The sequence below is a fragment of the Moritella sp. 36 genome, assembly GCF_018219415.1.
Classification (GTDB): Bacteria; Pseudomonadota; Gammaproteobacteria; order Enterobacterales; family Moritellaceae; genus Moritella.
On sequence record NZ_CP056120.1, the window covers coordinates 284327 to 310007 of the forward strand.

17 protein-coding genes are annotated in these 25681 nt (G+C 41.3%); 11 read left to right on the plus strand and 6 right to left on the minus strand.

All coding sequences use genetic code 11. The annotated features are described in order from the left end of the window. Positions 1-55 precede the first annotated feature (55 nt). From HWV03_RS01330 to HWV03_RS01350, 5 genes are all read right to left on the minus strand, one after another. Complete coding sequence (locus tag HWV03_RS01330; protein ID WP_211678153.1) at positions 56-1306, minus strand: type II secretion system F family protein; 1251 nt, start codon at positions 1304-1306, stop codon at positions 56-58. Between the two features lie 85 nt (positions 1307-1391). Continuing rightward, positions 1392-3095 carry a type IV-A pilus assembly ATPase PilB gene (pilB, locus tag HWV03_RS01335; protein ID WP_211678154.1) on the minus strand — a complete coding sequence of 568 codons (1704 nt, stop codon included), beginning with the start codon at positions 3093-3095 and terminating at the stop codon, positions 1392-1394. 9 nt (positions 3096-3104) lie between these two features. After that, the gene (locus tag HWV03_RS22680; RefSeq protein WP_211678155.1) at positions 3105-3539 is read right to left on the minus strand and encodes a pilin; all 435 of its coding nucleotides are present in this window, start codon (positions 3537-3539) and stop codon (positions 3105-3107) included. Positions 3540-3928: 389 nt separating this feature from the next. Beyond that, positions 3929-4771: a carboxylating nicotinate-nucleotide diphosphorylase gene (gene nadC, locus HWV03_RS01345; RefSeq protein ID WP_211673739.1), complete on the minus strand. Its 843-nt coding sequence runs from the start codon at positions 4769-4771 to the stop codon at positions 3929-3931. Positions 4772-4795: 24 nt separating this feature from the next. Then, positions 4796-5302, minus strand: a complete 507-nt coding sequence (locus tag HWV03_RS01350) for a retropepsin-like aspartic protease family protein (RefSeq protein ID WP_211678156.1) — start codon at positions 5300-5302, stop codon at positions 4796-4798. Positions 5303-5446: 144 nt separating this feature from the next. Between HWV03_RS01350 and ampD the strand changes: the two genes are divergently transcribed. The 9 genes from ampD to HWV03_RS01395 all read left to right on the plus strand — a co-directional run bounded on the left by ampD (position 5447) and on the right by HWV03_RS01395 (position 20050). Beyond that, positions 5447-6019 carry a 1,6-anhydro-N-acetylmuramyl-L-alanine amidase AmpD gene (gene ampD, locus HWV03_RS01355; RefSeq protein WP_211678157.1) on the plus strand — a complete coding sequence of 191 codons (573 nt, stop codon included), beginning with the start codon at positions 5447-5449 and terminating at the stop codon, positions 6017-6019. 1 nt (position 6020) lies between these two features. Continuing rightward, complete coding sequence (ampE, locus tag HWV03_RS01360; protein WP_211678158.1) at positions 6021-6869, plus strand: beta-lactamase regulator AmpE; 849 nt, start codon at positions 6021-6023, stop codon at positions 6867-6869. A gap of 539 nt (positions 6870-7408) precedes the next feature. After that, a complete protein-coding gene (gene pdhR, locus HWV03_RS01365) occupies positions 7409-8170 on the plus strand; it encodes a pyruvate dehydrogenase complex transcriptional repressor PdhR (RefSeq protein ID WP_211678159.1) in 762 nt (253 codons plus the stop codon). Positions 8171-8255: 85 nt separating this feature from the next. After that, the gene (gene aceE, locus HWV03_RS01370) at positions 8256-10916 is read left to right on the plus strand and encodes a pyruvate dehydrogenase (acetyl-transferring), homodimeric type (protein WP_211678160.1); all 2661 of its coding nucleotides are present in this window, start codon (positions 8256-8258) and stop codon (positions 10914-10916) included. 10 nt (positions 10917-10926) lie between these two features. After that, positions 10927-12504 (plus strand): pyruvate dehydrogenase complex dihydrolipoyllysine-residue acetyltransferase, encoded by a 1578-nt coding sequence (gene aceF / locus HWV03_RS01375; protein ID WP_211678161.1) that lies wholly within the window; start codon positions 10927-10929, stop codon positions 12502-12504. A gap of 244 nt (positions 12505-12748) precedes the next feature. Further along, a complete protein-coding gene (gene lpdA, locus HWV03_RS01380) occupies positions 12749-14179 on the plus strand; it encodes a dihydrolipoyl dehydrogenase (RefSeq protein WP_211678162.1) in 1431 nt (476 codons plus the stop codon). 167 nt (positions 14180-14346) lie between these two features. Beyond that, positions 14347-16653: a patatin-like phospholipase family protein gene (locus HWV03_RS01385; protein WP_211678163.1), complete on the plus strand. Its 2307-nt coding sequence runs from the start codon at positions 14347-14349 to the stop codon at positions 16651-16653. A gap of 277 nt (positions 16654-16930) precedes the next feature. Continuing rightward, on the plus strand, positions 16931-19510 hold the full coding sequence (gene acnB / locus HWV03_RS01390) for a bifunctional aconitate hydratase 2/2-methylisocitrate dehydratase (protein WP_211678164.1): 2580 nt from the start codon (positions 16931-16933) through the stop codon (positions 19508-19510). A 168-nt stretch (positions 19511-19678) separates the two neighbouring features. Then, entirely contained in the window at positions 19679-20050 is a 372-nt protein-coding gene (locus HWV03_RS01395; RefSeq protein WP_211673749.1) for a UPF0231 family protein, read from the plus strand. On the opposite strand, the gene HWV03_RS01400 is transcribed toward HWV03_RS01395, so the two are convergent. Further along, positions 20047-20664: a trimeric intracellular cation channel family protein gene (locus tag HWV03_RS01400; protein ID WP_211678165.1), complete on the minus strand. Its 618-nt coding sequence runs from the start codon at positions 20662-20664 to the stop codon at positions 20047-20049. The two genes, HWV03_RS01395 and HWV03_RS01400, sit on opposite strands and share 4 nt — an antisense overlap. A 252-nt stretch (positions 20665-20916) precedes the next feature. On the opposite strand from HWV03_RS01400, the gene metA reads away from it, so the two are divergent. Both metA and metH read left to right on the plus strand, forming a co-directional pair. Next, on the plus strand, positions 20917-21828 hold the full coding sequence (gene metA, locus HWV03_RS01405) for a homoserine O-acetyltransferase MetA (protein WP_211678166.1): 912 nt from the start codon (positions 20917-20919) through the stop codon (positions 21826-21828). 82 nt (positions 21829-21910) lie between these two features. Continuing rightward, positions 21911-25630 carry a methionine synthase gene (metH, locus tag HWV03_RS01410; RefSeq protein WP_211678167.1) on the plus strand — a complete coding sequence of 1240 codons (3720 nt, stop codon included), beginning with the start codon at positions 21911-21913 and terminating at the stop codon, positions 25628-25630. Positions 25631-25681 lie beyond the last annotated feature (51 nt).

A 25681-nucleotide genomic window follows, 5' to 3' on the forward strand; every position in this document is an offset into this window, starting at 1 on the left:
CCATCACAGAAAAGCTGTTAAAGCTTGCTATCAAAATAACACTGGTCGATATTCACTACATAATACTGCCCATTTCAAAGATAGGTAAATACATGGCAATAACGAGGCCGCCGATGACGACTCCTAATACCACCATGATCATGGGTTCGATTAAACTGGTTAAGCCATCGACCGCATCATCGACTTGTTGTTCATAAATATGGGCGACTTTCGCCAACATATCATCAAGTGAGCCTGACTCTTCACCGATCATCACCATTTGCGTGACCATATCAGGAAATAAATTGGTTGAGCGCATGGCGATATGCATTTGTAATCCGGCGATAACTTCGTTACGCATATCCATGACTGCATTTTTATAGACAATATTACCTGATGCGCCGGCTGCTGACGTTAATGAATCAACAAGCGGAATACCAGCGGCAAATGTTGTTGATAGAGTTCTGGCAAAACGCGCCATCGCCCCTTTGTGCATGATCGGCCCAATCGCTGGTATCTTGAGAATCGTGCGCTCAGTGATGTGTTTAACTTTTATCGAACGCTTATTAGCTTTAAGGTAAGCAAAAGGTAATCCGAATAATATACCGATCACCAAATACCAAAATTGACTGACAAAGTCAGAAATAGATAATACAAACAGGGTGAAAGGGGGAAGTTCAGCCCCAAAACCTGCGAAAATTTCTTTGAATTGAGGTATAACATAGAGTAATAAAACCAAGGTTACGACAGTTGCAACTGCGACTACCATAATCGGGTAGAACAAGGCTTTTTTAATCTTAGATTTGAGTGCTTCTGCTTTTTCTTTATAAGTCGCGATACGATCATAAATACTGTCTAATGAACCGGATTGTTCACCTGCGCTAATTAAATCGCAATATAAGTCATCAAAATAAAGTGGATGTTTACGTAATGCATCTGAAAGCGGTGTGCCTGTCGCGACTTCTGCTGCGACTTCACCAATTAGTGCTCGCATGGCTGGGCTATCATTACTGCGGGCTATGATCTCTAAGCTCTGCACCAGCGGTACGCCCGCATTAAGCATGGTTGATATTTGTCGTGAAATAAGTGCAATATCCAGTGGTTTTATTTTGGCCGTTGCTTTGGAAAATAAACCTGTTGATTTACGACTGGCTTTTAATACATTAATGCCTTGACGACGTAACTCAACTTTTAAGTTACTGATACTTTCAGCTTGCATTTCACCGCTGACTTTTTTGCCTTTGCGGTTAACGCCTTGCCAGTTATAGGGATAGCGTTTTTTGACTGTCGATGTGCTGCGATTGGCTTTTTTAGTTACTGCGACCATGATGCTATCCTTAGCTGATGGTGTGAGATACGATCCTTTTTATACAGAGGACTATTTTTTATTACTGATCGTGAGTCATTGAGCACTAATGATTAGTGATACGCTCAACCTCAAGTAAACTGGTCACGCCGTCGATCACTTTTTTCAAGGCGGATTGGCGTAATGTATTCATGCCTTCTTGCTGCGCTTGTTCGCTGAGTTCAAGCGAGTTGCTGCCGGTTAAGATCATGCGTGCGATCTTATCTGACATCGGCATGACTTCGTAGATCCCTACGCGTCCTTTATAACCTTTAGTACATTGGTTACAACCTATGGCTTTAAATGAAGTGATCCCATCATTGATTTGCTGTTGGCTAAAACCGAGCTTGGCTAATTCGATAGCGGGTATGTCTTCGGGCTGCTTACACTCACTGCACAGGCGACGGCCGAGCCGTTGGGCGATGATCAAGCTGACTGATGAACCTATATTATAAGCAGGGACACCCATATTGGATAAACGAGTAAGGGTTTCTGCTGCAGAGTTGGTATGCAGAGTCGATAATACTAAGTGACCGGTTTGCGCTGCTTTGATCGAAATCTCGGCTGTTTCTATATCGCGGATCTCACCAACCATGACCACATCCGGGTCTTGGCGTAAGAATGATCGCAATGCACTGGGGAAGTTCAGTCCTGCTTTCAGGTTGATCTGGACTTGATTGATACCTGTGAGGTTGATCTCGATAGGATCTTCGGCTGTGGATATGTTGCGTTCCACGGTGTTGAGGATATTGAGGCCACTGTATAAAGACACCGTTTTACCACTGCCTGTTGGGCCTGTGATCAAGATCATGCCCTGCGGTTTTTCTAACGCTTTAAGGTACAAGGCTTTTTGTGTATCGTCATAACCGAGAATATCAATGTTGAGACTGGCTTGGTTAGAATCTAGGATCCGCATCACCACTTTTTCACCCCACATGGTGGGCAGGGTGCTAACACGTAGATCAATGGACTTGTTTTTGGATAATTTTAATTTGATTCGGCCATCTTGTGGCACTCTACGCTCGGCAATATCTAATTGCGCCATGACTTTTAAGCGCGCAGAAAAACGCATCGCTAAGTTTACGGGTGGCGATACCATCTCATGTAAGATACCGTCGATACGAAAACGTACCCGGTATTTGAATTCATAGGGCTCGAAGTGAATATCGGATGCGCCTTTTTTAATCGCATCCAGTAAGATCTTATTGACGAATTTAACAATCGGGGCGTCGTCAGCACCGCTGTTATTTTCTTGCTCCAGGCGTGACTCGTTGTTATCAACTTCTAACTCATCAATGGTGGCGTCATTCAGATCACCAAGGGCATCAATATCACTTTCGAGTACAATCTCTAACGCTTTTTGTAATTGTACTTCATCAACCAAAAGTACTTCGGTATGCAAACTGAAGCTAAAGGAAAACTCTTCTAATGCGGTGACATTGGTCGGGTCTGACATCGCCAGATATAATGTTTGTCCCTGCACGTAAATAGGCAATGCATGGTGTTTCTCGATTAATTTTCCATTAAGCAGGTTATCGGGAATTTCTTCCAGTTTAAAGGTATCTAAATCGAGTAGTGGAACGCCGTATTCACGCTCTAGTAATTGCGCTAAGATTTTACTGTCGATGATGTTATTGTCGACGAGATAGGTCGTGAAGGCTTTACCTTCCTGTTTGGCGCTTTGCAGAAGTTGGGGAATTTCTTCTGTTACAAGGTATGAATGTGCGACCAGGCTGTGAGCCAGGCCGCCAGCGTTATGTTTGTGTAGCATTAGCTATTATTAGCAATAGGCTGCAGCAATACATGTTGAACTTGAAACTGGTAGTTCCCATTTCACTAGTCCGTTAGTATTTGTTGCGCTAATGATATAATCAACACTGTCATAATTTGAGTTTGTTAAGGCTGTGATTGTTACGTTATTTGTACCAGTCGATGTAGCTATTATTGATGTGATATTATCTGTATTGAATGCTCCTGATGTTGTTGCGTTACTCATTTGTACGCAAACTGTTGCTGCACGGCCTTTTTGGAAGCATTCCTCTACTTTTCCTTTACCTATAGCTGCAGCATTAACTACTTCTACAAACTCTGCACTCTTGATATATTTCTGGTATGACGGCATACCGATACCAGCCAAAATAGCTACAATTGCAATAACGATCATCAATTCAATTAACGTAAAACCTTGTTGTTGTGCTTTCTGTTGTACTCTCATTTTTTATATCCTTATAAAATTAGCTAATAGTCCTTTAGTCATCAAATGGTATGAGATACCCGATGAGTTAATTTATTTAAACCTTGATTTAACATTTTGTATACAAGTATTTAACGATCCAGATCAAGTTATAAGATAATGCGCCGAAATAAGTAATTGATTTATTGATATATAATTATCTTGTACTAAGGGGTTTGTAGTTGGAATTAAGTAATTTAAAAGCTATTTATAGATGAATAACTAAAATGAGGGTTATTATGCAGTGATTAATTTTATTCTACTTGGCTCTACCAGAAAATAAAAAGCACTACCCTAATGAGATAGTGCTTAAATGCTTAATTAGGACTTTGTCATTAATTCTATTATTAGTGATTATTATTCAATAATGACTATTTAATAAAACGCATCGACAGGTCGGTTGCTTGCACGTGTTTTGTTAGTGCGCCTACCGAGATAAAATCAACGCCAGTTGCAGCAAAACTTGCAAGGGTCTTAATTGTCACATTACCTGATACTTCTAATTTTGCTTTACCTTGGTTTAATTCAACCGCTGCACGCATCATTGGAATGTCAAAGTTATCGATCATAACGATGTCCGCACCTGCATCCAATGCTTGTTGCAGTTCAGCAAGACTTTCGGTTTCAACTTCAACTGGTTTACCTGGTTGTAATTCTTTTGCTTTGGCAATCGCGTTTTCAATACCGCCACAGGCCATGATGTGGTTTTCTTTAATCAGGTAAGCATCGAATAGGCCGATACGGTGGTTTTTACCGCCACCACAAGTCACTGCGTATTTTTGGGCGAAGCGTAGACCTGGGATTGTTTTACGCGTATCTAATAACTGACATTTAGTACCTGCAAGTTGATCAACGTATTCTTTAGTTAATGTGGCAACGCCAGATAATGTTTGTACAAAGTTGAGTGCATTACGCTCACCCGTTAATAATGTACGGGCAGGGCCTTCTAGCGTAAATAGTGTTTGATCGGCAGCGACTAGGTCACCATCAGCAACAAACCAAGTCACTGTTACAGTGTCACCTAGCTGGTGGAAAACTTCATCAACCCAGGCTTTACCACAAAATACCGCTTGTTCACGGCTGATCACTTTGGCTTTAGCTTGTGTTTCTGCTGCGATTAAGTTTGCCGTGATATCACCTTCAGCCACACTTTGACCACCAAGGTCTTCTGCTAATGCAGTGCTTACTGCGCGGCGTATTTCTTGTTGTAACATAATAATTCCTAGGTCGATTAAAAACTAATATTCACTTAAAGTGAGGGTTTTGCCTTGCTGGACTAATTTAACTTGTTTTAATGCATTCATACCAAGCAGAATAGTATCACCTTCCATGTAGGGATTGATATTCGCACTGAGGTCGTAGAGCGTCAGTTCACCCACAGATAAGCTGTCGAGACGTGTCGAAAATACTTCAATCACGCCATTGGCGGTGTTCACTGATTGGCTATAGCCAGCGGTAAGTCCGATCTGTTTCGCTATGTTAGCTGGTATCGAAACTTCTGTTGCCCCTGTATCGAGTAAAAATTTTACCTGATAACCATTTATATAACCATTAGTAACATAGTGGCCAGCACGATTTTGTTGCAGCATAACGACTGCATTGCCATTTTGTTGGTAGCTTTCTGGTCGGGTATTGGGATTTTCTTGCTTGGCCAAATAATTATTAAAGAATAGAGTCATAATAATTAACCCACTGATCCAGGCGATGTAAGTCATGGTTTTGGCGATTTTTTGATTTCCATCCATTGTCTCTCTCCGTTATGAGTGCGTTAATTTATTCGTTTTGTATTTTACGGACTCTGCTATGTTATTGCTAACGATATCATTGTAAAGTGGAGCAATTGTGAAGAGTCGTCTTGAATAGCAGTCACTCGATTATAGTAAGAAGGTATGAACAGCGTGACAAACAGACAATCAAGCTTAGGATTATTGGCAAGTGCACATTTCTTGTCATCGCCGCATTTTGATGAGCGTCCGCCGAAGACTGATATTGATTTACTGGTTATTCATTGTATCAGTTTACCACCGGAACAATACGGTGCAGAATATGTCGAAGATTTTTTTCTTGGTAAACTCGATTGTAGCTTACACCCTTATTTTCAACAATTAGAGTCAGTGCGGGTATCGGCACATTTATATATTAAGCGAGACGGCCAATTGATTCAGTTTGTGCCTTTGGATAAACGCGCTTGGCATGCAGGGCTTTCTGAATTTGCAGACAAATCGCGGTGTAACGATTTCTCTATTGGTATTGAGCTGGAAGGGGATGTTAATCATCCTTATACATCTGTGCAGTATCAGTGTTTGGCGACTGTCACAGCTGACATCCAGCAACGTTACCCTTTAATTACCTTGGACCGCATTACTGGTCATAGCGATATTGCCCCTGTGCGTAAAGATGATCCTGGACCACATTTTGACTGGCAGCATTATTTTGCATGTTTAAATTCGAAGGATAATTAATATGGCTTTAATCTCTTTGCTGCTCGCATTACTCATTGAACGGGTGGTGCATTTGAGTGCTAAGTTACAATTGGATAATGTCTTGCAGCGTTACCTTTACCCTTTATTACCCTCATTTATTAACCAGGGTCTGTTTGGCACCTTGGTTATTATTGCGTTGCCGACAGCGGTTATGTATAGCTTGTTAGATGCTATTTCAGGTTTATATTATGGTGCTTTTACGGTACTCGCTTGGCTGATGCTGTTATTAATGAGCTTTGGTGGCAGTGACTATCGCCGTGATTATCGTCAGTACTTAAAAGCATTAAGTCGTAATGATTTAGAAGCGAAAGGTATGTATGCCGGGTGTTTGGATGTAAATTGCGAACGTTTTTGTGCAAAACTACTGACTGAAGCGGTTGCCCAACAACTAGTCTGGATTAATTATCGTTTTTATTTTGCGGTGATCTTTTATTTTGTGGTGGCTGGCCCCGTAGGTTTAACTATGTATGTAGTGGCTCGTAGTTATCATAAATATATTATTCAGCATCATAGTAAGCAATTAAACCGCACTGGTATTCACCGTGTTATGCGTGTCGTTGATTGGTTACCAGCACGCTTAACCATGTTTGGCTATGCAGTGGTCGCAGAAGAGCAGGCTGCTTTACCTCAGAGTTTACGTAGTTGGCGTGATTTATCAACACCGGAGTTTGACTTGCTAGGGAAAGTCGTTTGCCTAGCAAGTAAAGCGAACATGACAACAGACAAGTGTTATGACTATACCTGTTATTTAGTGCAACTGGCCAAACGTAACATTATCTTTTTTGTGACCATCATTTCTCTCCTTACCATTAACGGTACGCTTAATTAGCTGAAACATGGTATTTAAGCAAGGTTATTAACGAGTCTTAGCGTTGACAGATACGTTCGTAACCTTGATTACAACGATGCCATTTTTTTCCTTCCTTCAAATAACTTTTCATGGCATACGTATCGGCGGTGTTTCAGTATTTAACTGTTTACCAAGATGCTCTTATCTCGCTTAATCCTTGTTATATCTTTATTTTTTATTTTACCCAGGGGCTTTCTGTCGACCTGCTATTAAAGAGCTAAAGAATAGTATTATGTGGTAAGACCAATAGATCTGCGTTATTACTTTGGGGGTACGTCATTAACTGTTAATCTTGAGTTGACAGTTATTTAAACTGCCTTAGGTGCTTATTTCCATGTCTTTATGCTTTGTTTATCCGGTAGCTTAGATGTATTTATATTGCCTTTTTTGATTTAAACACGATAAATACGAACAAAAACGTCTATTTTTAATGACAATCGAACGTGGTTTTGGTAAATTGTCATGACTTAATATTAAATTGGTCTGACCAATTTACCACTGGTCATTTTGAGGTTCACATGGTCTATCGAAAAATTCAGCCGCCGAAGTTGTCCGATGCGATTGCAGAGCAACTTGAGCAAATGATTTTGGAAGGTAGTTTAGAATCCGGCCAGCGCTTACCTTCAGAGCGTGATTTAGCCCTGCAGCTAGGGGTGTCTCGCCCTACTGTACGCGATGCAATCTTACGGTTGGAAAGCAAAGGTTTATTGGAACGTCGTCAAGGACGTGGTACATGGGTGAAAAAGGCCATGGACCAAACGCTGATGGAACCACTGTTTCAATTATTGACGACACACCCTGAAGCGCAATTAGACCTATTAGAATTTCGTCATGCGTTGGAAGGTATTTCAGCGTATTACGCGGCGTTGCGTGGTACTGAAACCGACTTTCAACAATTACGCGTTGCGCTTGATGCAGTGACAGCGTCTGAATTAGCACATGATCCGCAGCTACAGGCGCAAGCAGTCAGTGTGTTTAATATTGCGGTCACCGCTGCATCACACAATATAGTGTTGTTACACCTTCTGCGTGGATTGAATCCATTGTTAGAAGATAACATCTGCCAAAATTTTAGGTTGTTGGAAAAGCGTCAAGGTGTGGTTGAACAAATTAGCCAACACCGTGGTGATATGCTCGCTGCAATTCTTAACCGACAACCAGAAACAGCCAGAGAAGCATGTCATGCCCATCTGGCTTATATCGAGCAAGCATTGCTTGATATTGGGCGTGAGGATAGTCGTATCAGCCGAGCGACACGCCGCATAAAACAGGCTAAATAGTATTAATAATGAATATGCTTAAACATAAAATATGTTTAAGAATATTTCTTTAATGTTGTAGAGATCTAATAGTAAGGAATCTCAAATGTCCGACATCTTAAAGCATGATATAGATCCTATCGAAACGAATGAATGGTTTGAGTCAATTGAATCAGTTATCCGTGAAGAAGGTCTTGAGCGCGCACAGTATTTGTTAGAAAAAGTAATTGCAAAAGCACATCAAGACGGTATTGAAATAGGTCAAGGTGGTATCACTACCGATTATATCAATAGCATCCGTACTGAAGACCAGCCTGCATATCCAGGTGACGAAAAACTAGAACGCCGTATCCGTTCGATTATCCGCTGGAATGCGTTAATGATCGTACTGCGTGCGTCGAAAAAAGAATTAGATTTGGGTGGCCATATGGCATCATTCCAATCATCTGCTGCACTTTATGATGTATGTTTCAATCACTTTTTCCGTGCACCTACTGAAAAAGATGGTGGTGATTTAATTTATTACCAAGGTCATATTTCTCCTGGTATTTACGCGCGTTCATTTGTTGAAGGTCGTCTAACTGAAGAACAGCTAGATAATTTCCGTCAAGAAGTCGATGGTAAAGGTATCCCGTCATACCCACATCCTAAGTTGATGCCTGAATACTGGCAGTTCCCTACAGTATCTATGGGTCTTGGTCCATTTTCTGCTATCTATCAAGCACGTTTCTTGAAATACCTAGATGGCCGTGGTCTAAAACAAACTGAAGATCAAACTGTATACGCTTTCCTAGGTGATGGCGAGATGGATGAACCTGAGTCACGTGGCGCATTATCATTTGCTGCTCGTGAAGGTTTAGACAACTTAGTATTCGTTATTAACTGTAACCTACAGCGACTAGACGGTCCTGTTATGGGTAACGGTAAGATCATTCAAGAGCTTGAAGGCGTATTTAAAGGCGCAGGCTGGAATGTGATTAAAGTTGTCTGGGGTGAAGAGTGGGATGAACTTCTTGCTAAAGACACGTCTGGTAAACTTCTACAGCTAATGAATGAAACTGTGGATGGTGATTACCAAACGCTGAAAGCTAAAGGCGGCGCTTATGTACGTGAGCAATTCTTTGGTCGTTACCCTGAAACTGCTGAATTAGTTAAAGATATGACTGATGATGAGATCTACGCACTTAAGCGTGGTGGTCATTCTACCAGCAAACTTTACGCTGCATATGCACAAGCACAAGCAACAGTTGGTAAGCCTACTGTGATCCTAGCTAAAACTGTAAAAGGTTATGGTATGGGTGAAGCTGCAGAAGGTAAAAATATCGCGCACGGCGTGAAAAAAATGAAATCGGATGTGCTTAAGCAGTTCCGTGATCGTTTCGATGTACCAGTTGCAGATGAAGACCTGTTAAATCTTCCATATGTGACGATAGAAGAAGGTACGCCTGAGCATGAATATCTGCATGCGCGTCGTAAAGAACTTAATGGTTATTTACCACAGCGTAAACCAACATTCTCTGGTGAACTAGCTATTCCTGAAGTTGATGATTTTACTGCACTACTTGGTGCTCAAAAACGTGAAATCTCTACAACTATGGCGTATGTTCGTGCATTGAACGTGTTACTTAAGCATAAAGGTATTGGCAAAAATGTAGTACCGATTATTGCTGATGAAGCGCGTACATTTGGTATGGAAGGTCTATTCCGTCAAGTGGGTATCTATAATCCGAAAGGTCAGATATATACACCTCAAGACAGAGAGCTTGTTTCTTATTATAAAGAATCAACGAGTGGTCAAGTACTACAAGAAGGTATCAACGAACTTGGTGCAATGTCTTCTTGGGTTGCTGCTGCAACATCATACAGTACAAATGATTTACCGATGATCCCATTCTACATCTATTATTCAATGTTTGGTTTCCAACGTATCGGTGACTCAGCATGGATGGCAGGTGATCAACAAGCTCGCGGCTTCCTATTAGGTGCTACAGCTGGTCGTACAACATTGAATGGTGAAGGTCTTCAACATGAAGATGGTCACAGCTTAATTCAAGCAGGTCTAGTACCTAACTGTGTGGCATATGACCCAACATTCGCTTACGAAGTTGCTATTATCTTACAAGACGGTATCCGTCGTATGTATGGTAAAGATCAAGAAAACATCTTCTACTATGTAACGCTAATGAACGAAAACTATGCGCATCATGCTATGCCTGAAGGTGCCGAAGACGGTATCCGTAAAGGTATGTATAAGCTAGAAACTTATACTGGCGATAAAGCAAAAGTACAATTGTTAAGTTCAGGTACTATCATGATACAAGTTCGCGAAGCGGCTCGTATCTTAAGTGAAGATTATGGTATTGGTTCTGATGTTTTCGCTGTAACTTCATTTAATGAACTTGCTCGTGATGGTCAAGATGTTGAACGTTTCAACATGTTACATCCGGAAGCTGAGAAAAAAGTACCTTATATCACTAACTTAATGGGTGATGCTCCAGCGATTGCTGCGACTGACTACATGAAGAGTTATTCTGATCAAGTACGTGCTTATGTTCCAACGTCATACAAAGTACTTGGTACTGACGGTTTTGGTCGTTCAGACAGCCGTGCAAACTTACGTCGTCATTTCGAAGTTAACGCGCAATACGTAGTTGTTGCTGCATTATCTGAATTAGTTAAGAAAGGCGAGCTTGAAAATCAAGTTGTTGTTGATGCAATTGCAAAATATAACATCGACGCTGATAAATTAAACCCTCTATACGCATAAGGTATAAAAAATGAGTATTGAAATTTTCGTTCCAGACATTGGTGATGATGAAGTAGAAGTAACTGAGATTTCCGTTCAAATCGGAGATACAGTTGCAGAAGAAGATACTTTGCTTACTGTTGAGGGTGACAAAGCGTCTATGGAAGTACCTGCACCACAAGCAGGTGTAGTACAAGAAATTCGCATAAATGTTGGTGATACGGTTAAAACTGGCTCATTAGTATTTGTCTTTGCTGCAGAAGCGGGTGCTGCGGCACCAGCTGCAGAAGTAGCTGTTGAAGCTGCTCCTGTTGCAGCCGCTGCGCCACAAGTACTAGAAATTAACATTCCTGACATCGGCGACGATGAAGTGGAAGTAACTGAAATTTCAGTTAACGTTGGCGATACTGTTGCTGAAGAAGACACATTAATGTCTGTTGAAGGCGATAAAGCTTCAATGGAAGTACCTGCACCATTCGCTGGTGTTGTGAAAGAAATTAAAGCAGTTGTAGGCGATAAAGTAACAACTGGTTCTTTCATCATGACGTTTGAAGTTGCTGGTGCTGCACCTGTTGCTGCTCCTGTTGTAGCTGAAGCGGCTGCACCTGCTGCAAAAGTTGAAGCTCCGAAAGCAGCTGCTCCAGCTGCTGCAAAAGCACCTGAAGCAACTGGTTTCGTTGAAAACGATGCTTACCACCATGCATCACCAGTAGTTCGTCGTCTAGCACGCGAATTTGGTGTTAACTTAGATAAAGTTGGCGCAACTGGTCGTAAAGGTCGCATCGCGAAAGAAGACGTACAAACTTACGTTAAAAACGCTGTTAAACGTTTAGAATCTGGCGCTACTGGCGGCAATGGTTCTGGTATGGACGTACTAGCATGGCCGAAAGTTGATTTCGCTAAATTTGGTGAAATCGAAGTAGTTAAGATGACTCGTATCCAGAAGATTTCTGGTCCGAACCTGCACCGTAACTGGGTTAAAATCCCACACGTTACACAGTTCGACGAAGCAGACATCACTGAACTAGAAGCATTCCGTAAAGTTGAAAACAACAAACTTGTTAAGCAAGATAAAGGCTTCAAGATTTCTCCACTTATCTTCATCGTGAAAGCAGTAGCTAAAGCGTTAGCTGATTATCCGAAGTTCAACACTTCAATCGGCGAAGATGGCGAAAGCATCATTCAGAAGAAATACATCAACGTTGGTGTTGCTGTTGATACACCAAACGGTCTAGTTGTTCCGGTTATCCGTAACGTTGACCAGAAAGGTATTTACGAGCTTTGCCAAGATCTTGCTGTTATCTCTAAGAAAGCACGTTCTGGTAAACTGACTTCTTCTGACATGCAAGGCGGTTGTTTCACAATTTCTAGTCTTGGCGGTATCGGTGGTACTCAATTTACACCAATCGTTAATGCGCCAGAAGTTGCAATTTTAGGCGTATCACGCTCTGAAATTAAACCTAAGTGGGATGGCAAAGACTTTGCTCCTCGTCTTATGTTACCAATGGCACTTTCATATGATCACCGCGTGATCGATGGTGCTGACGGTGCTCGTTTTGTTACAGCATTAAACGGATATCTTTCAGATCTTCGTCAACTAGTACTTTAATTTTAATTAACGAATCGTTAATTTTAATTGCGTAATAGTTTTAGTATTTAATTAAAGAGAAGTTTTACTAGTTAATAGAGAAGAGTTATCGCATTTTTGCAATATTTTAACTCTTTTTACTTCTCATTTATTTAACATATATGTAAAATTATCTGGATTCGAACATCATTACTCAGAAGCTTTAAATTGTGCCTCTGAGTGAGGTAACCGCCATTCCAGATAATTAAATGACAACGAGGTCATAATGAGTAATGAAGTTAAAGCTCAAGTAGTAGTACTTGGCGCTGGTCCTGCGGGCTACTCTGCTGCATTCCGTGCTGCAGATTTAGGTTTAGAAACTGTAATCATCGAACGTTACAACACCCTAGGTGGTGTTTGTCTTAACGTTGGTTGTATCCCTTCAAAAGCTTTACTACACGTAGCTAAAGTAATTGAAGAAGCAAAATCATTAGCAGACCACGGTATCGTGTTCGGCGAACCACAAACTGACATCACTAAAATCCGTTCATGGAAAGAAAAAGTTGTTGGTCAATTAACTGGTGGTCTTGGCGGTATGGCTAAGATGCGTAAAGTTAAAGTGGTTGAAGGTTTAGCACAATTTACTGGCGCTAACACTATTGAAGCAACAGACCGTGACGGTAACGTTACAACTGTTACATTTGATAATGCAATCATTGCAGCGGGTTCACGTCCAGTTAAACTACCATTCATCCCGCATGAAGATCCACGCGTTTGGGATTCAACTGATGCACTAGAGCTGAAAGAAGTTCCTGGTAAATTACTTGTACTTGGTGGTGGTATCATCGGTCTAGAAATGGGTACAGTGTACTCTGCACTAGGTTCTGATATTGACGTTGTTGAGTTTGCAGATCAATTAGTACCTGCAGCGGATAAAGACATCGTTAAAATTTATGCTAAAGCAGTTAAAAACAAATTTAACGTAATGCTAAGCACAAAAGTAACAGCTGTTGACGCAAAAGAAGACGGCTTATATGTTACGTTTGAAGGCAAGAACGCGCCTGCTGAACCAGTACGTTATGACGCTGTTCTTGTTGCTGTTGGTCGTGTACCAAACGGTCTAGGCTTAAATGCTGAAAAAGCAGGTATTACTGTAACTGAACGTGGTTTTATTGAAACAAATAAAACGATGAGCACGAACGTTCCACACATCTATGCAATCGGCGATATCGTTGGTCAACCTATGTTGGCGCATAAAGGTGTGCATGAAGGTCACGTTGCTGCAGAAAACATTGCTGGCAAGAAACACTTCTTCGATCCTAAAGTTATTCCTTCAATTGCTTACACTGAGCCAGAAATGGCGTGGGCTGGTCTAACTGAAAAAGAAGCGAAAGAGCAAGGCGTAAACTACGAAGCTGCTGTATTCCCTTGGGCTGCATCAGGTCGTGCGATCGCTTCTGACGCATCTAACGGTATGACTAAGTTATTATTCAACAAAGACACTAACCGTATTATCGGTGGTGCTATGGTTGGTACTAACGCTGGTGAATTACTAGGTGAAGTTTGTCTAGCAATTGAAATGGGTTGTGATGCAGAAGATATCGCATTAACAATTCACGCTCACCCAACGTTACACGAATCAGTTGGTATGGCTGCAGAAATTTATGAAGGTTCTATTACAGATCTTCCTAATGCAAAAGCTGTGAAGAAAAAATAATTTAGCGATTTAATCGTTAATATTAGAGAGCGACCTTAGGGTCGCTTTTTTTATATCTGAAATTAGGTTTTTTAAAACAGGTGCTGCTAATATAGTTAAGTTATATGTAATATAACCAGTTGTTCCGATTGGATACGATGGATTAATTTTAGGATTGTCATCAAGATATGGTACTGATTAAACGGATTTTTTGTTCTTCATTTAACATGCTGAATGGGTTATTACTCGTTTTCATCAGCCTGCATTTAAATACTGCAATTGCCGCAGAAACAGCTTTAGATAGTGGTCATAACAATGAACAGCAACGGCCTAAAATTGGTCTGGCATTGAGTGGTGGCGGTGCTAAAGGTGCTGCGCATTTAGGGGTGATTAAATATTTAGAAAAAAATAATATCCCTATTGATTATATCGCGGGTACCAGTATGGGCTCGTTTATTGGTGGCATGTATGCCATGGGGCGCTCATCTGCGCAAATTGAAGCTATGCTAGCAGAGTATGATTGGAACCAAGGTTACAATGATGACGTACCACGTGATGCTCTCTCGGTAAGAGAAAAGCAACGCCAAGACTCCTTTCAATTGCAAACCAATATTGGTTTTGATGGCGCTAGTGTGGAATACCCATCTGGTTTTGTCCAAGGTCAAGGTATGGCAAAATTATTGCGTTTATCAACGAATAGTTTGCCTTATGTGCGTCATTTTGATTTATTACCAATACCTTATCGTGCGGTCGCCACTAATATTGAAACCATGAGCGAAGTGGTATTAGAGCGTGGTGATTTGTCCAAAGTGATGCAGGCGAGTATGTCTATTCCCGGTGCGTTAACCCCTGTGTTTATTGAAGGTCAGTATCTTGTCGATGGCGGTATGGTGAATAATTTACCTATATCGGTATTACAAGATATGGGTGCGGATATTATTATTGCGGTTGATATTGGCTCTCAGCTTTATCGCGAAGAGGAGATCACCAGTGCTTTCCTTATTTTTGATCAGCTATCGAGTTCGATGACACGTACTAGTGCCAATGAGCAGATATTGAAACTATCCGAACAAGATGTTTTACTCAGTCCTGAAATTGACGGTATTGGCACTGCAGATTTTGATTTGATGTTAGATGCGGTGGATCGTGGTGAAAAGTCTGCGCAGAGTGCGAGTGCTAAATTAATGGGTTTGTCGTTATCTGATGACGATTACGCATTATATCAACAACAAAAGGCTGTTAAAAAACAGCTGTTGGCACAAATTGATATTATTCAAATCAATGATATCGACATCACCACTGATACCCTTTTAAGTACCAAGGTGATTGAAAATAAATTAAACTTAAAACGTGGTGATAAGATCACTGTTGCTGAATTAGAGACGCAAATTGATGTGCTTTATGCATTAAATTTATTCCAAAAAGTCGATTACAGCATTACTGAAAAAGAGGGGCTCCATGACCTACATATCAACGTAGTAGAGAAAAGTTGGGGGCCAGGGTATGTTGATTTTAAATTTAATATTCAAGAGTCAACTACCAGTGATGATCGTCAGCAAATTGGCTTACAATACATACTAACGGATTTAAACCGATTGGGTGCGGAATGGCGCTCTGAGTTAGTGTATGGCACGGATTCTAATATCAGTACCGAATTTTATTCACCGATTGATTATAACCAAAATTTCTTTTTTAAAGCGGGGATAAGACTAGAAGACTATGAAAGTAAGTTATACCTAAGCTCAATAAATGCTCCTGAACTCAAGCCTGTTAATTCTAGTTTTGAATATTTTGTTGTGACCACAGAACAAATCAATGTTTATGCAGAGATCGGTATTATTCCTTTTGATTGGGCGCAAATTGCGGTTGGTAGTTATTATCAAACTGGTAATGCAGACATCGAGGGTTCCAGTATCAATACTAATTTTGATAGCCAGGGATGGTATTTACAGACGCGCTTAGACTCATTCGATAATATCTCTTTTCCAACTAAAGGTTTTAAGCTCGACTCTGATATATACATAGATACAAGTGACTACTTTGATAGTAGCGAAAGCAATGTGTTCTTCAGCTTAGATTGGCGTAATGCAATGTCATTTAATCGTTCGACCTTTGAATTTAAAGCGTCGATGGCAAGCTATGATGGCCCTCCTATTTCACCAACATTTGAAGTGGGGCTCGGTGGTTTCCAAAACCTCTCGGGTTATGGCATTAACGAGATCACGGGTAGTTATAAAGGTTTAGTTGCTCTAATTTATCGACATCGTTTATTGGATAACAATTTTGGCGCATTCTCATTCCCGCTTTATCTGGGCGCGTCCATCGAACGAGGGAATGTTTGGAATGATAAAGATGACATCAGCTTTGATTCAACCATTTCTGCGGGTAGTGTATTTATAGCCTTAGACACGGGTATAGGTCCTGTGATGTTGTCTTATGGTTATGCTGAAGGTGGACACGCTTCTGGTTATCTCTTTATTGGTAATAATTTCTAAATACGCGCTAGCACTATTCATATGAATTAACTCTTCTTTTTACACCATAAGTTTGATGAATGTTGAGTATTGATGTAAAAATCCTTCTGCACTTGCTGCTTTAATTTTAATTTTAGGTTAAAAATGTTATATTTGTGAACACTCTGCAAGAGGCCTTAACTTTATTATTGTTGAATTCACATCAATAACCGTTGAATTCACATAGCAAATGAATAGGTTAAGGTTACATATAACAAGGATGTCCACCATAGGTGGCATAAACTAAGAGGAATGAGTCGTGTTAGAAGCTTATCGTAAACATGTCGAAGAACGTGCCGCTGATGGGGTTGTACCTAAACCTCTTGATGCTGAACAAGTTGCTGCTCTAGTTGAATTGGTGAAAAGCCCAATTGCTGGCGAAGAAGAAGTTATTTTAGATCTTTTAACCAATCGCGTACCACCAGGTGTGGATGAAGCTGCTTATGTAAAAGCAGGATTTTTAACTGCGATTGTTAAAGGCGAAGCGACATCACCGATCTTATCTGCAGAACGTGCTACTGAACTACTTGGCACGATGCAAGGTGGTTACAACATCGAAACATTGGTTGAATTACTCGATGTTGATGCGCTGGCTCCGATTGCTGCTGAAGCTTTATCACACACGCTATTAATGTTCGATGCTTTCTATACTGTTGAAGAAAAAGCAAAAGCGGGTAATAAATTCGCACAACAAGTATTACAGTCTTGGGCTGATGCAGAATGGTTCTTAAGCAAACCTGAAGTAGCTGAAAAATTAACAGTTACTGTATTTAAAGTACCTGGCGAAACGAATACAGATGACTTATCACCTGCACCAGATGCATGGTCTCGCCCAGATATCCCACTACACGCACTTGCTATGCTTAAGAATGAGCGTGAAGGTGTTGCTGCAAATCCATTACAAGCAATTGAAGAACTAAAAGAAAAAGGTCATCAAGTTGCTTACGTTGGTGACGTTGTTGGTACTGGTTCTTCACGCAAATCAGCAACTAACTCTGTGTTATGGTGCATGGGGGATGATATCCCATTCGTACCGAACAAACGTGGTGGTGGTATTTGTATTGGTTCTAAAATTGCGCCTATTTTCTTCAACACCATGGAAGATTCTGGAGCGTTGCCATTAGAGTTTGATGTAACTAGCTTAAATACTGGTGACGTTATCGATATCTTCCCATACGAAGGTGTTGTTAAAGCGAACGAAACTGGCGCGACTATCACTGAATTTAAAATCAAAACAGATGTGATTCTTGACGAAGTACGTGCTGGTGGCCGTATCCCACTTATTATTGGTCGTGGTTTGACTGCGCGTGCACGTACTGCACTAGGTCTAGAAGATTCAACGGTATTCCGTTTACCTGAAGATGTTGCCGCTTCAAGCAAGGGCTATACTTTAGCACAGAAAATGGTTGGTAAAGCATGTGGGGTTGCAGGCGTACGTCCTAACCAATATTGCGAACCAAAAATGACAACTGTTGGTTCTCAAGATACTACGGGTCCGATGACACGTGATGAGCTAAAAGATTTAGCCTGTCTTGGTTTCTCTGCTGATTTAGTGATGCAGTCTTTCTGTCATACAGCTGCTTATCCGAAACCTGTAGATGTGCAAACGCATCATACACTACCTGATTTTATTCGTAATCGTGCGGGTGTTTCTTTACGTCCAGGTGATGGTGTTATTCACTCATGGTTAAACCGTATGTTATTACCAGATACAGTTGGTACTGGTGGTGATTCACATACACGTTTCCCATTAGGTATTTCTTTCCCTGCTGGTTCTGGTCTTGTTGCATTTGCAGCAGCAACTGGTGTTATGCCATTGGATATGCCTGAATCTATTTTAGTACGCTTTAAAGGTGAACTACAACCTGGTATCACACTACGTGACCTAGTTAATGCTATCCCTTACTATGCGATTCAACAAGGGCTACTGACTGTTGAGAAAGCGGGTAAAATCAATGCGTTCTCTGGTCGTGTACTTGAAATTGAAGGTCTACCAGAGCTGAAAGTTGAGCAAGCATTCGAATTATCAGATGCATCAGCAGAGCGTTCTGCTGCAGGTTGTTCAATCAAGCTTAATGAAGCGCCAATCATTGAATATCTAGAGTCTAACATCGTGATGTTAAACTGGATGATTGCTGAAGGTTACGGCGACCCGAAGACGATTGCTCGCCGTGTAGCTGAAATGAAAGCATGGATCGCAGATCCACAATTACTTGAAGCTGACGCGGATGCAGAATACGCTGAGATCATCGAAATCGATCTAGCTGACGTTAAAGAGCCTATCCTAGCTTGTCCAAACGACCCTGATGACGTTAAATTATTAACAGATGTTGCTGGTGTTGAAATTGACGAAGTATTTGTTGGTTCATGTATGACTAACATCGGTCACTTCCGTGCAGCTGGTAAACTACTTGAGAAATTCAGTGGTACTTTACCAACACGTATGTGGGTAACACCACCAACGCGTATGGATGCCGCACAATTAAGTGATGAAGGTTACTACTCAATCTTCGGTAAAGCGGGCGCTCGTACAGAAATGCCTGGTTGTTCACTGTGTATGGGTAACCAAGCACGTGTAGGCGATAATACGACGGTTGTTTCTACTTCAACACGTAACTTCCCGAACCGTTTAGGTAATGGCGCTAACGTTTACCTCAGTTCTGCTGAAGTTGCTGCAGTAGCGGCGATTAAAGGTAAGATCCCAACAGTTGCTGAGTACATGGAACTGGCTTCTGAAATTGATGCAACAGCAGCGGATACATACCGTTACTTAAACTTCGATCAAATTGCTTCTTACATTGAGAAAGCGAACGAAGTGATTGTTCAAGAAGCAGTATAATTAACGCGTACCATCCTGGATGCTGAACTGTTAATTAAACAGAAATAGATAAAATAATAATGAAACGGCTCCCTCGATAGGGAGCCGTTTTTGTTTCGGTTGTTTTTTGTTACACTCCAGCGCTGAACAGCTATTATATTTATTAACTAATAAGAAGCAGGCATAACCGTGGATTTTGAATTTCGAAAAGATACCCTTACAGATACATACCGCGTCATCATATCAATGGAACAGACGGCATTAGGTAGTTGGATCCAAGGCACTTTAGGTACGGATAAGGCCACTATTGCGTTGATTCAAGCGGAAGTTGATTTATTAAAAGCACGTAAAAAACAAGAGTACCGTTTAGTTGGTGATGAGATGACATTAACCATGACGCAAGAAGATGTCTGTGCTTGTATGAATTCGGAGTTAATTGATACTGGCGAAGAGCTAGATGACGATATGAATTTTTATGATGCGGAAACTGTAGCAGTTTGTGGCTTGGAGGATTTTGAGATCATACTCCAAGCCTGGTTAGAATTCTTTAGTCAGCGTTAATCCCACTCTTCCGATGTGTAGCTAAATGTTGGTAATGACCATTTCCGATAAATAGCACATAGGCGCAGTGATACACCGAGGCAGAAGGCCACAATAAGATTGATATTGTGGTCAATACCAAACGTTTCTAAGCCCAGATAAAGTACCGCGACTAATAATGAGATACCCGCGTAGATCTCTTTACAGAATACCACCGGGGTACGATTACAGAGTAGATCGCGTATTACCCCGCCACAAATACCCGTTATCATACCCGCCATAATAATCACGGTTGGGTGATAACCGAGTTTCATCGCTACATTACAACCAATAATGGTAAATGCTATCAAGCCTACCGCATCAAGTACTAAGAATAAACGGCGTAAATGATTCATGTGCTTAGCTATCAGAATAGTAAACAAACCTGCGCATATGGTGATATAGACATAGTGGGGGTGTTGGGTCCAAGATATTGGAAAATTACCCAATAACAGATCACGGACTGTACCACCACCAAGCGCAGTAACAAACGCGATCACAGCCACGCCGAAGATGTCCATATTACGGCGACCCGCCATCAATGCACCCGACATCGCTTCGGCAGTTATCGCGATTAAATAGATATAAGTTAGCATTATTGCGAACCCTTTAAGTTAACGAAATTTGGGGGAGATATCCATTTAAAATATGCTTAGCTCCTTACAAGTTGGCGATCCTATACATAAACATTTTTATGGTCAACCTAAACTGAATTTGAGGTCAGGATTTTACTTCGACTTAGATTGTAAACTCTGTAATGCGGGATTAAATTTGTTGTAACACTTACAAAGGTTACACAAATAGGTTAGACTTCTGGATGGCTAATGTATTACTTAAGGATGGGAATAATGCCGATTAGAATTAAAGACGGGCTTCCGGCTGCGGAAATATTAGGTAATGAAAATATTTTTGTGATGCTAGAGTCACGAGCAACCAAGCAAGAAATTAGACCGCTGCAGGTTGTTGTTCTTAACCTTATGCCGAAGAAAATTGAGACTGAAAATCAAATTCTACGGTTATTATCAAATACGCCACTGCAAGTAAATGTAGAGTTATTGCGGATTGATTATCGTGCCTCTAAGAATACCCCCCAGGAACATATTGATGAGTTCTATCACGATTTTGAACGTATTCGTCATAATAATTACGATGGTTTGATCATCACAGGTGCGCCATTAGGCTTAGTTGGTCATGATGAAGTCGTGTATTGGCCACAAATCGAAGAGATCATTAACTGGTCGAAAACTCACGTGGTATCCACCCTGTTCTTATGCTGGGCTGCACAAGCGGCATTAAAAGTCTTGCATGGCATTGATAAAAAAGTCCATGAGAATAAATTTTCTGGTGTCTATCCACAGCAAACGTTCCACCGTCATAATCCATTAGTGCGCGGGTTTGATGATGAATTTTCCGTGCCGATGTCGCGTTATGCCAACTTTTCTGAAGAGATGTTTGCAGGTACAGATCTAAATATCTTAGCGGCGAATGATGAAACGGGTGTGTATTTAGCTGCATCCAAAGATTTCCGTCAGGTATTTGTAACGGGTCATCCAGAATACAGTGCAGATACTTTACACCAAGAATATATGCGTGATATTGCCGAAGGCGTTGAAGCCGGAATACCGGCGAATTACTATGAAGGTAATGATGCTGAAAATGCTCCTCGTGTTACTTGGCGTAGTCATGGTAATCTGCTCTATAGCAACTGGTTAAACTATTATGTTTATCAACAAACGCCATATGACTTAAATGATCTATAAATGCAATGATCTATAGACGTTAGAGATGTATCAAATAATAAGACTCAGGACTGGGTCTGCAGTAAATTAAACGAGGGATCTTGTGGCTACTATAAAAAATAAACAGCAACTGGAACAGCAATTAAAAAAACGTATCATGCTCATCGATGGCGGCATGGGGACGATGATCCAAGACTATAAATTAGAAGAAATAGATTACCGTGGTGAACGCTTTGCTGACTGGCATTGCGACGTCAAAGGTAACAATGATTTATTGGTATTAAGTAAGCCACAGCTCATTGCTGACATTCATAAAGAGTACCTCGATGCGGGTGCCGATATTCTTGAAACCAATACGTTTAATGCCACTACTATCGCGATGGCTGATTATGATATGGAATCATTATCGGCAGAAATTAACCGTGAAGCTGCACGTATCGCACGTCAAGCTGCCGATGAAAAAACCGCAGAAAACCCAGACCGTCCACGTTTTGTTGCTGGAGTATTAGGACCAACCAACCGTACTTGTTCTATTTCTCCTGATGTAAATGATCCTGCTTTCCGTAATACTTCATTTGACCTTATGGTTGAAGCGTATATCGAATCAACCAAAGCGTTAATCGAAGGCGGTTCTGATTTTATTCTGATCGAAACTATCTTTGATACCTTGAACGCTAAAGCTGCGGTTTTTGCGGTGAAAACAGTATACGAAGAACTCGGTTACGAATTACCGATTATGATCTCAGGTACCATTACCGATGCCTCGGGTCGTACATTGACGGGGCAAACCACAGAAGCATTTTATAATTCATTACGCCATGCAGAGCCGATCACCTTTGGTCTTAACTGTGCATTAGGGCCTGATGAATTACGCCAATATGTCGGCGAACTCTCACGCATTTCAGAAAGCTATGTGACTGCGCATCCTAATGCTGGTTTACCGAATGCGTTTGGTGAGTATGACCTTAGCCCTGAAGACATGGCTGAGCATATTAAGGAATGGGCTGAGTCTGGTTTCTTAAATATGGTTGGCGGTTGTTGTGGTACGACACCTGAACACATTAAAGCTATGGCTGATGCGGTTGAAGGTATTAAGCCACGTCAATTACCTGAAATCGAAATTGCTTGCCGTTTAAGTGGTTTAGAGCCATTAACAATTTCTAAAGAAAGCCTGTTTGTGAACGTTGGTGAACGTACTAATGTAACTGGTTCTGCCCGTTTTAAACGTCTGATCAAAGAAGAAAATTATGACGAAGCACTACATGTTGCTCAGCAGCAAGTAGAGTCTGGCGCACAAATCATCGATATCAACATGGATGAAGGTATGCTGGATTCGTTGCATTGTATGCAGCGATTTTTAAACCTAGTTGCTTCAGAACCTGAAATCTCGAAAGTGCCAATCATGATTGACTCCTCGAAGTGGGAGATCCTTGAAGCGGGTCTGAAATGCGTTCAGGGTAAAGCGATTGTTAACTCGATTTCATTGAAAGAGGGTGAAGATAACTTCCGCCGCCAAGCAGCATTAATCCGCCGTTATGGTGCTGCGATGATCGTCATGGCTTTTGATGAAGATGGCCAAGCGGATACCCAAGAGCGTAAATTCCAAATTTGTAAGCGTTCTTACGATATCTTGGTACACGAATTAAATTACCCGCCAGAAGATATCATCTTCGATCCAAATATTTTTGCTGTTGCAACGGGTATTGAAGAACATAATAACTATGCGGTTGATTTCATCGAAGCCGTTAAAGACATTAAACGTGAGTTACCCCACGCCATGATTTCTGGTGGTGTCTCTAACGTATCTTTCTCGTTCCGTGGTAACAATCCATTACGTGAAGCAATTCATGCTGTGTTCTTGTATTACTGTATCCGTGAAGGTATGGATATGGGTATTGTTAATGCTGGGCAGTTAGCCATTTATGATGATCTGCCGAAAGAGCTGTTGGATGCTGTTGAGGATGTGATCCTTAACCGTACTCCTGAAGGTACGGAAGCGTTGTTAGATATTGCTGATAAATATCGTGATTCAGGTGTTGAAGTGGAAGCTGAAACGCAAGAGTGGCGTACTTTTGAGGTTAATAAACGCTTAGAACATGCATTAGTCAAAGGTATCACTGAGTTTATCGATGAAGATACTGAAGAAGCTCGTCAACAAGCAACGCTGCCATTAGAAGTGATTGAAGGTCCGTTAATGGACGGTATGAATACCGTTGGTGATTTGTTTGGTGCCGGTAAAATGTTCTTACCTCAGGTGGTTAAATCTGCCCGCGTAATGAAACGTGCAGTCTCTTATTTAAATCCCTACATCGAAGCGTCAAAACAAAAAGGCTCTTCAAACGGTAAAATTTTATTAGCCACGGTAAAAGGCGATGTGCATGATATCGGTAAAAATATTGTAGGCGTTGTACTACAGTGTAATAACTATGAAATTGTCGATATGGGCGTCATGGTATCTTGTGATGATATTTTGAAAAAAGCAGTGGATGAAAACTGCGACATCATTGGTTTATCAGGACTGATCACGCCGTCACTAGATGAAATGGTACACGTTGCTAAAGAATGTAAACGTAAAGGGTTAAAACTACCAATTCTGATTGGTGGCGCGACAACATCGAAAGCCCATACCGCGGTTAAGATTGAGCAAAATTATGACGAACCAGTTATCTATGTTTCTAATGCATCACGCGCAGTTGGTGTGGTTTCGGCGTTATTGTCAGAAACCAAAAAACCTGAACTCGTCGCTAGGATGGCGAAAGAGTACGACACTGCCCGTGAACAACATGCCCGTAAACGACCACGCAGTGCACCAGTTACACTTGATGTTGCACGTGCAAATAAAGCACCAATTGATTGGGTTAACTATACGCCGCCAGAACCAAAAACATTAGGTGTGCAGAAATATATTAGTTACTCGATTGCGGAATTGCGGAAATACATTGATTGGACGCCGTTCTTCATGACTTGGACTCTGGCGGGTAAATATCCACGTATTCTTACGGATGAAGTTGTGGGTGAAGAAGCGACGCGTTTATTCAATGATGCTAACGACATGCTTGACCGTTTAGAAGAAGGTGGTGCAGGGCTTGAAGGCGTGCCTGACGATTATAAAATTGCTGTTAACGGTGTGATTGGTCTATTCCCTGCGAATACCGTAAATGACGATACCATTGAAGTGTATACCGATGAAACGCGATCACAGGTATTAACCAAACTTGAGCATCTACGTCAGCAAACTAAAAAGAAACCTGGTCAATATAATAATTGTTTAGCGGACTTCGTAGCACCTAAAGATTCTGGTAAATTCGATTATGTGGGTGCATTTGCAGTAACGGGCGGTATCGGTGAAGATGACGTTGCGAATTACTTCAAAGGTATTGAAGATGATTACAACGCTATTCTCGTTCAATCTGTGTGTGACCGTCTAGCTGAAGCAATGGCTGAACGCCTGCATGAATTAGTACGTAAAGAAGAGTGGGGTTTCACACCAACGGAAGAGTGGAACAACGATGACCTGATCCGTGAAAAATACCAAGGTATTCGTCCGGCACCGGGTTATGCAGCCTGTCCTGAACATACGGAGAAAGGCACTATTTGGGAATTACTTGACCCAGAGAGCATAGGTATGAAGCTAACTTCTTCTTATGCAATGTGGCCGGGTGCGGCGGTATCAGGCTGGATATTCTCCCATCCTGAATCACGTTACTTCGCGGTTGCATCGATTCAAGAAGACCAAGTGAAAGACTACGCAGAACGTAAAAACATGACGCTCGAAGAAGCCGAACGTTGGTTAGGGCCTAACTTAGGGTATTCGCCCGATTAACGTGACATACTGATTACAAAAAATGCCCGTATCGTTAATTAACGATACGGG

Bases quoted from the DNA above. Each gene is read 5' to 3' on its own strand.
- HWV03_RS01330 (WP_211678153.1), bottom strand. From the start codon at position 1,306: ATGGTCGCAGTAACTAAAAAAGCCAATCGCAGCACATCGACAGTCAAA.
- pilB (WP_211678154.1), bottom strand. From the start codon at position 3,095: ATGCTACACAAACATAACGCTGGCGGCCTGGCTCACAGCCTGGTCGCA.
- HWV03_RS22680 (WP_211678155.1), bottom strand. From the start codon at position 3,539: ATGAGAGTACAACAGAAAGCACAACAACAAGGTTTTACGTTAATTGAA.
- nadC (WP_211673739.1), bottom strand. From the start codon at position 4,771: ATGTTACAACAAGAAATACGCCGCGCAGTAAGCACTGCATTAGCAGAA.
- HWV03_RS01350 (WP_211678156.1), bottom strand. From the start codon at position 5,302: ATGGATGGAAATCAAAAAATCGCCAAAACCATGACTTACATCGCCTGG.
- ampD (WP_211678157.1), top strand. From the start codon at position 5,447: ATGAACAGCGTGACAAACAGACAATCAAGCTTAGGATTATTGGCAAGT.
- ampE (WP_211678158.1), top strand. From the start codon at position 6,021: ATGGCTTTAATCTCTTTGCTGCTCGCATTACTCATTGAACGGGTGGTG.
- pdhR (WP_211678159.1), top strand. From the start codon at position 7,409: ATGGTCTATCGAAAAATTCAGCCGCCGAAGTTGTCCGATGCGATTGCA.
- aceE (WP_211678160.1), top strand. From the start codon at position 8,256: ATGTCCGACATCTTAAAGCATGATATAGATCCTATCGAAACGAATGAA.
- aceF (WP_211678161.1), top strand. From the start codon at position 10,927: ATGAGTATTGAAATTTTCGTTCCAGACATTGGTGATGATGAAGTAGAA.
- lpdA (WP_211678162.1), top strand. From the start codon at position 12,749: ATGAGTAATGAAGTTAAAGCTCAAGTAGTAGTACTTGGCGCTGGTCCT.
- HWV03_RS01385 (WP_211678163.1), top strand. From the start codon at position 14,347: ATGGTACTGATTAAACGGATTTTTTGTTCTTCATTTAACATGCTGAAT.
- HWV03_RS01400 (WP_211678165.1), bottom strand. From the start codon at position 20,664: ATGCTAACTTATATCTATTTAATCGCGATAACTGCCGAAGCGATGTCG.
- metA (WP_211678166.1), top strand. From the start codon at position 20,917: ATGCCGATTAGAATTAAAGACGGGCTTCCGGCTGCGGAAATATTAGGT.